The organism is Flavobacterium sp. LMO6 (assembly GCF_009495795.1).
Taxonomy (GTDB): Bacteria; Bacteroidota; Bacteroidia; order Flavobacteriales; family Flavobacteriaceae; genus Flavobacterium.
In genome coordinates this window covers 163,262-175,787 of sequence record NZ_WIBH01000006.1, presented here as the reverse complement: position 1 = coordinate 175,787, position 12,526 = coordinate 163,262, and the positions used below count along the sequence as shown (strand labels likewise).

Genomic DNA, 12,526 nt, shown 5'->3' with positions numbered 1-12,526 from the left:
AAAGATATATAATATTAATTTTAAAAAAAAATGAAATAAAAAAAAGACTGCCATTTCTGACAGTCTTATATAATTTATTTAAAGAAAATTATTCTTTAATGAATTTTGTAGATGAAACATTTCCATCAATCATAGTTTTGATTACATAAACACCTGCATTAAGGCTAGAAACATCAAGACTGATTGTTGAATCATTAGCTTCTCTATTCATAACTTCTTGACCTAAAACGTTATAAACCGCAATTGACTGAATATTTGCTCCTGCTTCAATATTTAAAATATTTGAAGTTGGATTTGGATACAATTTAACTTTAGTAACATTAAAATTATCAGAAGATAAAATAGTGTTTTTGTGTAAATAAATGTTGTCATACCAAACATTGCTAACCATTGCAGTTGTAATACCGATTTGAGCAACATCTGTTCTTGTTAAATTATTAGCTACAACTCCACCTAATGCAGTAATAGGCACATCAACAGAAACCCATTGATTAGCTACTAACTGTGGTGTAGTACCTCCATTAATGTTAATCTCTAACGCAGAAGCTTGTGCAGCACCACCACCAAAATCTACTAATTTAACATTAAATACATCACCTGTTAAGTCAGTATCAGTAATATAAAAATCAAAATGAATATGCGTAAATGTTGATAAATCTAATTTATTTGACTGAAATTCAATTCCATGACATACAACACCCGAATTCTTTTTCAATGTATTATCTCCTACAATTTGAACCTCAGTTGTAGCAGCACCACCGCACCATCCTGCGTCAAAATTATCAAAAGTAATAGGAGCATAAGCATCACTATAAATAGACACTACATCACCTACAGGTCTAGCTGGAGGAGTTGGAGCAGCTACAGTTGGAGTAGGAATTACAGGAGGAGTACCAAGAGGACCTCTAATATTGTCAATGTAAAAAGTTCTCGCAGGTTTAGTTACATTTGGAAAAAATGATGTTTCACCAGTTGCCCAATAAGTATGAATTACAAAACCAGAATACGTTCCATCTGCTAAAGCAGCTTGACCATCTAATGATGTATTAAAAGTAAAAGAAAGTGTTTGCCATGTATTACCTCCAGGGTGAGTTACAGCAGCAGCAACTGTTCCAGCACTACCAGAACCACCAGTAGCTTTTACTAGAAATGTAATAGGATCAGCTGATAATACATCCATAGTCATAGTCTGTGTTGTAGCCAAACCAGCCAATGAAGTTAAAGTTAAATTAACACCTTGCCAAACATCAGTTGCAGGGTTACCTACAATTTTAAGTACTTTAGAAGTATTAGATCCTGTTCCATCTTCAACAACTGGAACAGCCATACCTCCAAATTCAGCACCTACAGATCCTGATTCAGCAACTTCAAATCCTAAAAGTAATGGCATTACTTCAACAACAGAAACATTGTCAATAAATACAAAACCTACAGCAGCACCTAAATCAAATATTACTCTATCTGTTACAGCATCTCCATAATTAATAGTAATGTCGTAAGAAAAAGTTTGAAGAGTAGGAGTTAATGTAGGATTAAAAGTCAAAGAAGCGTAAGGAGCGTTATTTTGACCTAAACCAGCTACAATTGATCTTGAACCTGTAGTTGCGTCAGTAAATGCATCAAATGTAAATCTGTACGTTTTGCCATCTTCTAATACGATATCTTGACTTAAATTTACATCCCATGGATTACCTGCACCAAGAACATTAGCCTCGTTTACAAAATTTCCTCCACCTAAATCAACTACATTCGCAGCATTGTTGTACCAAGGAGCTGCAGTACCCGTTTGAAAATCACCATTAGTAACAAGGTTCTGAGCAAAACCAAGCGTACAAGTCATTAATGATAATAAAAAAGTAATTTTTTTCATAATATCTAATTTTAATTAGTTAAATAATAACAATTGTAAATTTAATTGATATATTTTTTAAACAATTCTCAATTCATATATACAAACTATACAACTTCTTTATAATTCAACTTTTTTTATTTTTTTTATATCAAATCACAAATAATTAATAATCAAAGCTTTAATAAATATAAAAGTAACAAAAAATCAAATTTGTATAGTTATTGTATAGTTATTAAAATAAAAATAAATTTAACTATAACGTTTTCTTTTGGCATTTTTTAATAAATTTTGATTCTAAAAATAAAAGATAAGCTATAACTTAATTTAGAATAATTATCTTTGCGTTTCTATTAAAACCCATAATGATACAACCCGATTTTTCAACTTTAGAACCCAAAAAAAACATTCTAATAAAAGGTGCTCAATTACACAACCTTAAAAATTTAGATGTTGCTATACCACGAAACAAATTAGTAGTAATTACTGGTCTTTCAGGTTCTGGAAAATCGAGTTTAGCTTTTGACACGCTCTATGCAGAAGGTCAACGTCGTTATGTTGAAAGTTTATCTTCTTACGCCCGTCAGTTTTTAGGAAGATTAGACAAACCTAAAGTAGAATACATTAAAGGAATTGCACCTGCAATTGCTATTGAACAAAAAGTAAATACCAGCAATGCACGTTCCACAGTAGGAACATCAACCGAAATTTATGATTATTTAAAACTACTTTTTGCACGTATTGGAAAGACTTACTCCCCTATCACAGGAAAAGAAGTAAAAAAAGATACGGTTTCGGATGTTATTAATTGTATTAAAGAATTAACTTTTGACAGTAAATGGTTACTACTTGCGCCTATTCATTTAGAAGAAGGTCGAGCTTTGGAAGACAAACTAAAAGTTTTGTTACAGCAAGGTTTTGCACGTATTTTAGTGAATAACGAAATGGTGCGTTTGGATACGTTAGAGCAAGACCAATTGGACAACAAAGATATTTTACTAATTGTTGACCGAATTGTAGTTAAAACAGAAGAAGAATTCTTTAATCGTTTAGCCGATGCTGTGCAAACTGCATTTTATGAAGGAAAAGGCGTTTGTTATTTGCAAGAAGTGGATACTAAAAAACGTTTAGAATTTAGTGCCAATTTCGAATTAGATGGCATTTCGTTTTTAGAACCTAATATTCACTTATTTAGTTTTAATAATCCTTACGGGGCTTGTCCTACTTGTGAAGGATATGGAAGTGTTATTGGAATTGATGAAGAATTGGTTATTCCAAATACGGCTTTATCTGTATATGAAAATGCAATTTTTCCTTGGCGTGGCGAAAGTATGAGCTGGTACAGAGATCAATTGGTTAATAATGCTTATAAATTTGATTTTCCAATTCATAAACCTTTATTTGAACTTTCCGATGAACAAAAACAATTAATTTGGGACGGAAACAAATATTTTACAGGATTAAACGATTTCTTTTCTGAATTAGAAGAGAAAAATTATAAAATTCAAAATCGCGTTTTGCTATCAAGATACAGAGGAAAAACAAAATGTAATACTTGTAAAGGAAAACGACTTCGCTCTGAAGCAAATTATATTAAAATTGCTAATAAAACTGTTTCTGATTTAGTGGATTTACCAATAGTAAATTTGATTGATTTTTTCAAAAAATTAGAATTAAACGAATACGATGCAAAAGTTGCCAAACGTTTATTAATTGAAATAAACAATCGGTTAGACTTTTTATTCAATGTAGGATTGAGCTATTTAACGTTAAATCGTAACTCTAACTCACTTTCTGGTGGCGAATCGCAACGAATAAACTTAGCCACTTCTTTAGGAAGTAGTTTGGTAGGCTCGATGTATATTTTAGACGAGCCAAGTATTGGATTACATCCAAAAGATACCGAAAGATTAATTGAAGTTTTAAAAGAATTACGTGATTTAGGCAATACCGTAATCGTTGTTGAACACGACGAAGATATTATGAAAGCTGCTGACATGATAATTGATATTGGACCTGAAGCGGGAACGCATGGTGGCGAATTAGTGGCGCAAGGAACGTATGAGGAAATCTTAACATTTGATTCGTTAACAGCGAAGTATTTGAACGGAAAAGAAGAAATTTCGGTGCCAAAGACAAGAAGGAAATTCAAAAATCATGTTGAAATTATTGGTGCTAGAGAAAATAACTTAAAAAATGAAAACTTTACTTTTCCGTTGGAATGTCTAACTGTGATTACAGGTGTTTCGGGAAGTGGAAAAAGTACATTGGTAAAGAAAATTTTGTTTCCAGCCATTCAAAAGAAATTAGAAGGTGTGGGAGAAAAAGCTGGACAATTCACCGAATTAGCTGGAAGTTTTTCACACATTAAACATATCGAATACGTAGATCAAAATCCTATTGGAAGAAGTTCGCGTTCCAATCCAGTTACTTATATTAAGGCATACGATGATATTCGTGATTTATTTGCAAAACAAAACATTTCAAAACTAAGAAATTATCAACCAAAACATTTTTCATTTAATGTAGATGGCGGAAGATGTGAGGTTTGTAAAGGTGATGGCGAAGTAACCATTGAAATGCAGTTTATGGCCGATGTTCATTTAGAATGCGAAGTTTGCAACGGAAAACGTTTTAAAAAGGAAGTTTTAGAAGTTACTTTCGAAAGTAAGAACATTGATGACATTTTAAAAATGACTATTGATGAAGCATTAGCATTCTTTAACGAACAAAAACAAACAAAAATTACACAAAAATTACAACCTTTACAAGACGTTGGTTTGGGATATGTGCAATTAGGACAATCGTCTTCTACTCTTTCGGGTGGCGAGGCACAACGAATAAAATTGGCTTCCTTTTTAGTAAAAGGAACAATTAAAGACAAAGCGTTATTTGTATTTGACGAACCTACAACAGGATTACATTTTCACGATATTAAAAAATTATTAGCTTCGTTTGATGCTTTATTAGAAAAAGGCCATTCTATAATTGTAATTGAACACAATTTAGATTTGATAAAATGTGCCGATTATATTTTAGACATTGGTCCTGAAGGTGGTGAAAATGGAGGGAAATTAATCGCTTTTGGAACTCCAGAAGAAGTAGCTAAAAACAAGAACTCAATTACTGGAAAATATTTAAAAGAGAAATTAAAGTAATGATAAACTCTTCTGCAACCGGATGGATTGATAAGTTTTTTGTTGAAAATCAGAACAATTTTGTTGATTTTCAAGGCAACCATTTATCATTTTATGAAAGTTGCAGAAAAACAGGTTTCATTTATGGTTATGTTATAAATTTTCAATTAAAAGAAAATCTAAATACTTCAAAATGGTCATATGATGAAATTACTAAAGTTGGGTTTTTAAATACTTTATTTTCAGTTTATTGTTTAGAAGAAAAAGGAACCAATCCAAAAGATTTTATAGAATCGGTTTTTCAATTTTACAATATAATTCAGCCAGAAAATCTGAATTTTATTAAAAAATTACTTCCTGAAGCAACTCCAAGTTCGCGACTCGAAAAAATAATTGATGATCGAATACAAACCAATCAAAACAGCCTTAGTAAGAACTTTTCGCATATTATTACTAACGCTTTATTGTTTATTGATGTTTTAGCTTTTCAACACTTTTTAAAAAAGAACGAATTAGCACCAGAGTATTTAAAAAATGTAGAATCAGATTGTATTAAAATTGTTTCATTAGCACTTAAAATTAAACAAAACAAGTCTAAATACGACGAATTGCTAGTGAAATTGTTTGAAAATTCAATTCGTTATACCAAATTCTCAACTATTGATTCTATTGAATTTACAGACATCAAATTAATAAAATATACCGAATTATTAGAAAAATTATACTTGTTAGATATTGCTCAGATGGCATTGTGGAGCGATGAAAAATTAGAAATCGCTGAAGTTGATTTTTTAAAAGTATTAAATTCGGACTTAGGATTAGAAGCAACTATTCTTCAAAAAAGCATTGATGATATTAACTTTTTCATTAATGAATACAAAGCTGAAATACCGTTTTTTAACTATTCTAATCCAATTAAACATTTTTATGACCAAGCCAATAAAAATGTAACTAAGCTAATCATTCGCAATAAAGATCGCTTAACTAAAGAAATTAAAGAAAGTGGCGAATTAATGCAACTTTTGGCTAAATCAACTACAAAAGACTTAAGTAAAGAAGAAAAAAAGAAAGTAAAAAAACAACTTTTAGATGTTTGCAAAACAGTTCCTTCTTTAACTATATTTTTACTTCCAGGTGGTAGTTTGTTGTTGCCTATTTTAATAAAATTTATTCCTCAATTATTACCTTCTGCTTTTAACGAAAATTTAGAAGATTAGTAAAAATCTCTTGTAAAGTCTTTAAAAAAATAAATCCCCAACTACTTTTCAGTAATTGAGGATTATCTTATGAAACATCCCTAAAGATAGAGATTGCTAAATCGAATTATTCGTTTACTAAAACCCATTCGCCAGAAGCTAACATGCTTTCTGCTTTTTTGAATTTCATGCTTTCGCTTTTTCCACTCATTACGTGTTTAATAGTAACAGTGTCATTACGATTTATTTTTGGCATTTCTCTTGTAATCGTTTCCGTTACTTGAGATTTTTGACTTGCCATCTCTCCTGCTCTTTTAGCTTGAGAAGCAGTATCACTACTATCTAAATCCTCTTTCGTTTCAGTATAGTTTTCTTTTTGTTTTACTTGCTTAGCTTCCTGAATATCTGATGAATTATGAGAAGGTAAATCGCCTTTGAATAAGAATGAAATTACTTCTTTATTTACATCATCAATCATTTTTTTGAACAAGTTAAACGCTTCAAACTTGTAAATTAACAATGGATCTTTTTGTTCGTGAACCGCCAACTGAACCGATTGTTTCAATTCGTCCATTTTACGTAAGTGTTTTTTCCAAGCTTCATCAACAATTGCCAATGTAATATTCTTTTCAAAATCAGCTACTAACGAACGTCCTTCTGAAGTATATGCTTTTTCTAAGTCAGTAACTACATTTAACGATTTGATTCCGTCAGAGAAAGGCACAATGATTCTTTGATACTGACCATTGTTATTTTCGTATACATTCTTAATAATTGGATACGCTTCATGAGCATCTCTAGCAATTTTTTCTTCGTAATGACTTAAAACTGCTTTATATGTTTTTCCAGTAATTTCTCTAACCGATAATTTTGAAAATTCTGCTGGAGTAACAGGAGCACTAATTGAGAAATAACGAATCAATTCAAATTCGAAATTCTTGAAATCTTCTGCCAATTTGTTTTGTTCTACAACTAACTCGCAAGTATCGTACATCATGTTTGCAATATCCACTTTCAAACGTTCGCCGTGTAAAGCGTGACGTCTTCTTTTGTATACTACTTCTCTTTGTGCATTCATTACGTCGTCATATTCTAACAAACGTTTACGAACTCCAAAGTTATTTTCCTCTACTTTTTTCTGCGCTCTTTCGATAGATTTTGTCATCATAGAATGTTGAATTACTTCACCTTCTTTTAGACCAATTCTATCCATAACTTTCGCTACTCTTTCTGAACCAAACAAACGCATTAAGTTATCTTCTAAAGACACGTAGAATTGTGAACTACCCACATCTCCTTGACGACCCGCACGACCACGTAACTGACGGTCAACACGACGTGAATCGTGACGCTCTGTTCCGATAATTGCTAAACCACCTGCTTTTTTAACTTCGTCAGATAATTTAATATCGGTACCACGACCTGCCATATTGGTTGCAATTGTAACTACTCCAGGTTTTCCAGCTTCAGCTACAATTTCTGCTTCACTTTTGTGCATTTTAGCATTCAATACATTATGTTGAATACCTCTAATTTTTAACATTCGGCTTAATAATTCCGAAATTTCTACCGATGTTGTTCCAATTAATACAGGTCTTCCTGAATTTGATAATTGCACTACATCTTCGATAACTGCATTGAATTTTTCACGAACAGTTCTGTAAATTAAATCGTCTTTATCTTTACGAGCCATTGGACGGTTGGTTGGAATTTCCACCACATCTAATTTGTAAATTTCCCAGAACTCACCTGCTTCAGTTGACGCAGTTCCTGTCATACCACCTAATTTGCTGTACATACGGAAATAATTCTGTAATGTAACCGTTGCAAATGTTTGAGTAGCAGCTTCAATTTTTACGTTTTCTTTAGCTTCGATTGCTTGGTGTAAACCATCTGAGTAACGACGACCATCCATGATACGTCCTGTTTGCTCATCTACAATCATTACTTTATTGTCCATGATAACGTATTCGGTATCTTTTTCAAATAAAGTGTAGGCTTTTAATAACTGCGTTAAAGTGTGAATACGTTCCGATTTTACTGAGAAATCACGGAATAATTCTTCTTTTCGCTCAGCCATTTCTTCAGCTGCAAGGTTTTCTTTTTCAATTTGAGCAATTCCGGTTCCAATATCTGGTAAAACAAAGAATTGTGCATCCGTATCTTGAGATAAATATTGGATTCCGTTATCCGTTAACTCAACTTGATTATTTTTCTCTTCAATAACAAAGTATAACGCCTCATCAATTTTTGGCATTTCTCTATTGTTATCCTGCATATAATAATTTTCGGTTTTTTGAAGCAATTGTTTTACTCCTTCTTCCGATAAAAATTTGATTAAAGCCTTACTTTTAGGCAACGCTCTGTACGAACGGAATAAATTAAATCCGGCATCTTTAGCATTTCCTTCTTTAAATAAACGTTTTGCTTCAGTTAAACAATCAGTAGCTAATTTACGTTGCAAAGTAACTAAGTTTTCAACTTTAGGTTTTAACTCATTAAACTCATGACGATCTCCTTGTGGAACTGGTCCTGAAATAATTAATGGTGTTCTAGCATCATCTACTAAAACCGAATCGACCTCATCTACAATTGCAAAATTATGTTTACGTTGTACTAAATCTTCTGGCGAATGTGCCATATTATCACGAAGGTAATCAAAACCAAATTCGTTATTTGTTCCGTAAGTAATATCCGCTTCGTATGCTTTTCTTCTTTCTGGAGAATTAGGTTGATGATTATCTATACAATCTACTGTTAATCCATGAAACTCAAATAAAGGTGCTTTCCAAGTACTATCACGTTTTGCTAAATAATCATTCACCGTTACTAAATGTACCCCGTTTCCAGTTAAAGCATTTAAATATAATGGTAATGTTGCCACTAATGTTTTTCCTTCTCCCGTTTGCATTTCGGCAATTTTACCTTGATGTAATACAACTCCACCAATCAACTGAACGTCGTAGTGAATCATATCCCAAGTGATTGCTTTTCCGGCAGCATTCCATGAATTTGCCCAAGTAGCATTATCACCTTCAATAGCAATATACGATTTTGTTGCCGATAACTCTCTATCTTTTGGAGAAGCTGTTACCGTAATTGAAGTGTTTTCTTTAAAACGACGAGCGGTTTCTTTTACTACTGCAAATGCTTCAGGAAGAATTTCATTTAATACTTTTTCAGAAATTTCATATGCTTCTTTCTCAACTGCATCAATTTCAGCATAAATATCTTCACGAGCATCAATATCTTCAGTTTGCTCGGCATCTTTCTTTAAAGAAGCAATTTTAGCATCTTTTTCAGCACGAGCTTGTTGAATTTTATCTTTGAATTCAGCCGTTTTAGCACGTAATTCATCATGAGATAATGCTTGTAATGCACTCTCAAAAGTTTTGACTTTATTAATAAGTGGTTGAATCGCTTTTACATCTTTCTCCGATTTATCACCCACAAAAGCCTTCAATATGGAATTTATGATACTCATAATTTTTATTTTCTAAATAGGTTTGCAAATATAACCACAAAAAAAGTCTCGGTAAAGAGACTTGTTTCTGTTGTGTTTATTTATTTTTAATATTCATCCTCATTCCAAAGATAATCTTCGTCAGTAGGATAATCAGGCCAAATCTCTTCCATTGATTCATAGATTTCTCCTTCGTCTTCTATAGACTGTAAGTTTTCTACCACTTCTAATGGTGCTCCAGTTCTAATAGCATAGTCGATAAGTTCATCTTTGGTTGCTGGCCAAGGTGCATCACTTAAGTATGAAGCTAATTCTAATGTCCAATACATCTTTTATCGATTTAAGTTTATGCAAAAATAAATTTATTACCCAATAAGGCAAGTTTTTTTTTACTTTTTTTTTAAAAATTTAAGAACGTTTATTTTTTTAGTGTTCAGTGGTTGGTTTTTAGTATTCAGTAAGAGCCATTTGGCTTCTTTTTCTTCATAAAACTAAACTCTGATTACTACTTTCGAGGTATCCATTGTACTTCGTCAGCGTTCAAATCATGAGACAACTTTCGTGCCAAGACAAAAAGATAGTCAGAAAGTCGGTTTAGATACTTAATTACTAACTCGTCTGTAGGTTCAATGTCATTTAAATGCACTGCTAAACGTTCGGCTCTGCGACAAACACAGCGTGCAATATGACAATATGACACAGTTGTATGACCTCCAGGCAGCACAAAATGTGTCATTGGAGGCAAAGCTTCTTCCATAGTGTCAATTTCATTTTCTAAAAACACTATATCTGACTCTATTATTCCTAAGTTTTGTAAACGAGGTTGACCGTTTTTTAAGGTTTCTTTTTCTGGCGGTGTTGCCAATATAGCTCCAACCGTAAATAAACGATCTTGAACTTCAATAAGTACATTCTTATATAAATCACTCATCTCTTGATCGCGAATTAACCCGATGTGCGAATTTAATTCATCAACTGTTCCGTAACTTTCAATTCTAATATGATGCTTTGGAACACGTGTTCCTCCAAACAATGCAGTAGTTCCGCTATCGCCAGTTTTAGTATATACTTTCATTTAATTTTTTTCTTTTTTATTTCTCATTCGCTAATTTATCGCGATACATTTTTATATTTTCTTTAATTTCTGGTTCTAATTCTGGTTCTTTTATATCAGAATATTTCTGTAATTCTTCTAAAATAGTTTTGGCTACTAAATAGCGAGCCGTTTCTTTATTATCTGCAGGAATTACATACCAAGGAGCATGCTTTTTAGAAGTTTTATTAATTGCTTCTTCATAACAAACCTGATAAGCATCCCACAACTCTCTTTCTTTTAGATCGCCTGGAGAAAACTTCCAATTGTGTTTTTCTGTTTCTAATCGTCTTATTAATCGAAGTCTTTGCTCTTCCTTACTTAGATGTAAGAAAAATTTCAAAACAATAACTCCGTTTGAAGTTATGTGTTTTTCAAAATTATTGATGCTTTCAAAACGATTTTCCCAAAAATCTGCCGTTATATCTTCTACAGAATTTATACCTGGAATATTTTCATTCAAAATATAATTAGGGTGCACTCTTGTTACCAATACATTTTCATAATGCGTTCTGTTAAAAACTGAAAACTTTCCTTTTTCTGGCAATGCAATATAATGTCTCCATAAATAATCGTGTTCTAGTTCATTTGAATTTGGTGTTTTAAAACTATGCACCACTACACCACGAGCATTAAATTCTTTAAAAACTTCACGAACTAAACTGTCTTTACCAGCAGTATCCATACCTTGCAAGCAAATTAGCACACCATATTTGTTATGAGCATATAATTTGTCTTGTAATTTACTTAGCTTAATTCTTATTTTATCTAGTTCTTTTTCTTTTTTACTTTCAGAAGTTTCAACATCTATAAAAGTAGGAAGCGAACTTAATTTAATATTTGAAGTTACTTTTAAAGCCTCTATTTCGATATTTTTCATTTTTATAGGTATAATGTGGTAAAGTTAGTATTTTTAAAACTTTTTTATTCTAATTAAAAAACACTTTTGTAAAAATATGGAAAATTTCAAACTTACAAATCTATTCACTATAAAAGGAATTTCAGCGCCGTCTGGATTATTATATTCTCAAGATGTTTTATTTCTTATTTCAGACTCAAGTAATTTTTTATATCAATACGACATTTCTAAAAAGCTATTATTAAAATTTCCATTAGTAAAAGAGGCTAAAGAAAATATAGAAAAAGCTGAAAAACCCGATTTAGAATGTATTACGAAATATGGAAATCAGATTATTATATTGGGATCTGGTTCAACCGAAAAAAGAAATTCGATGTATACTTTAGATTTAGGTTCCGATACTTTAAAATCACAAGATATAAAAGCTCTATATCAAAAATTAAAAAATGTTGGTTCCTTTGCTGATGATCAATTGAATATTGAAGGCGCCATTTATGCGCATCAAACCATGTTGCTTTTTCAAAGAGGAAATTCTATAGGCAGTAAAAACGGAATTTTTATTATACCAAATCATCAAGAAGATGGCATTCGATTTGTACCGATTTCTCTTCCAACTTTAGATAATATCGAAACCACTTTTACCGATGCCGTTTTGGTTGGCGATAAAATTTATTTCTTGGCTTGCGCCGAAAATACATTATCAACTTATGATGATGGAGAAGTTTTAGGAACCATATTAGGGGTTATGTATGCACCAACCTTTGAATTCATAGAAATTCATTTGTTATCAGAACATCAAAAATTTGAAGGCATCACACTTTATAACGAAACAGAAAATGAATTAGCGTTTTTATTGTGTGAAGATAACGATACCGAAACTTCAGAAGCTATAATTTATAAATTGACGTTTGAAAAATAAATGCGTAACA

At 31.8% G+C, this 12,526-nt stretch carries 8 protein-coding genes; 3 read left to right on the top strand and 5 right to left on the bottom strand.

Features of this window, described 5'->3' with window-relative positions; all coding sequences use genetic code 11:
• Positions 1-88 precede the first annotated feature (88 nt).
• Positions 89-1,870 (bottom strand): T9SS type A sorting domain-containing protein, encoded by a 1,782-nt coding sequence (locus GFJ99_RS08275; protein ID WP_153208315.1) that lies wholly within the window; start codon positions 1,868-1,870, stop codon positions 89-91.
• Positions 1,871-2,214: 344 nt separating this feature from the next.
• On the opposite strand from GFJ99_RS08275, the gene uvrA reads away from it, so the two are divergent.
• Positions 2,215-5,007, top strand: a complete 2,793-nt coding sequence (gene uvrA, locus GFJ99_RS08270; RefSeq protein ID WP_153208314.1) for an excinuclease ABC subunit UvrA — start codon at positions 2,215-2,217, stop codon at positions 5,005-5,007.
• Positions 5,007-6,203, top strand: coding sequence for an LETM1-related biofilm-associated protein (locus GFJ99_RS08265; RefSeq protein ID WP_153208313.1), 1,197 nt, complete (start codon positions 5,007-5,009; stop codon positions 6,201-6,203). Before uvrA ends, GFJ99_RS08265 begins: the two co-directional genes overlap by 1 nt.
• A gap of 106 nt (positions 6,204-6,309) precedes the next feature.
• On the opposite strand, the gene secA is transcribed toward GFJ99_RS08265, so the two are convergent.
• From secA to GFJ99_RS08245, 4 genes are all read right to left on the bottom strand, one after another.
• Positions 6,310-9,666 carry a preprotein translocase subunit SecA gene (gene secA, locus GFJ99_RS08260; RefSeq protein WP_153208312.1) on the bottom strand — a complete coding sequence of 1,119 codons (3,357 nt, stop codon included), beginning with the start codon at positions 9,664-9,666 and terminating at the stop codon, positions 6,310-6,312.
• An 86-nt stretch (positions 9,667-9,752) separates the two neighbouring features.
• Positions 9,753-9,974, bottom strand: coding sequence for a DUF2795 domain-containing protein (locus tag GFJ99_RS08255; RefSeq protein WP_002986941.1), 222 nt, complete (start codon positions 9,972-9,974; stop codon positions 9,753-9,755).
• A gap of 176 nt (positions 9,975-10,150) precedes the next feature.
• A complete protein-coding gene (locus tag GFJ99_RS08250; protein ID WP_008253500.1) occupies positions 10,151-10,720 on the bottom strand; it encodes a cob(I)yrinic acid a,c-diamide adenosyltransferase in 570 nt (189 codons plus the stop codon).
• A gap of 16 nt (positions 10,721-10,736) precedes the next feature.
• Positions 10,737-11,618: a PPK2 family polyphosphate kinase gene (locus GFJ99_RS08245; RefSeq protein ID WP_153208311.1), complete on the bottom strand. Its 882-nt coding sequence runs from the start codon at positions 11,616-11,618 to the stop codon at positions 10,737-10,739.
• A gap of 76 nt (positions 11,619-11,694) precedes the next feature.
• Here GFJ99_RS08245 and GFJ99_RS08240 point away from each other — a divergent pair, with 76 nt between their 5' ends.
• A complete protein-coding gene (locus GFJ99_RS08240; protein ID WP_153208310.1) occupies positions 11,695-12,516 on the top strand; it encodes a hypothetical protein in 822 nt (273 codons plus the stop codon).
• Positions 12,517-12,526 lie beyond the last annotated feature (10 nt).

Coding starts and splice junctions, on each gene's coding strand:
- GFJ99_RS08275 (WP_153208315.1), bottom strand. CDS start 1,870: ATGAAAAAAATTACTTTTTTATTATCATTAATGACTTGTACGCTTGGT.
- uvrA (WP_153208314.1), top strand. CDS start 2,215: ATGATACAACCCGATTTTTCAACTTTAGAACCCAAAAAAAACATTCTA.
- GFJ99_RS08265 (WP_153208313.1), top strand. CDS start 5,007: ATGATAAACTCTTCTGCAACCGGATGGATTGATAAGTTTTTTGTTGAA.
- secA (WP_153208312.1), bottom strand. CDS start 9,666: ATGAGTATCATAAATTCCATATTGAAGGCTTTTGTGGGTGATAAATCG.
- GFJ99_RS08255 (WP_002986941.1), bottom strand. CDS start 9,974: ATGTATTGGACATTAGAATTAGCTTCATACTTAAGTGATGCACCTTGG.
- GFJ99_RS08250 (WP_008253500.1), bottom strand. CDS start 10,720: ATGAAAGTATATACTAAAACTGGCGATAGCGGAACTACTGCATTGTTT.
- GFJ99_RS08245 (WP_153208311.1), bottom strand. CDS start 11,618: ATGAAAAATATCGAAATAGAGGCTTTAAAAGTAACTTCAAATATTAAA.
- GFJ99_RS08240 (WP_153208310.1), top strand. CDS start 11,695: ATGGAAAATTTCAAACTTACAAATCTATTCACTATAAAAGGAATTTCA.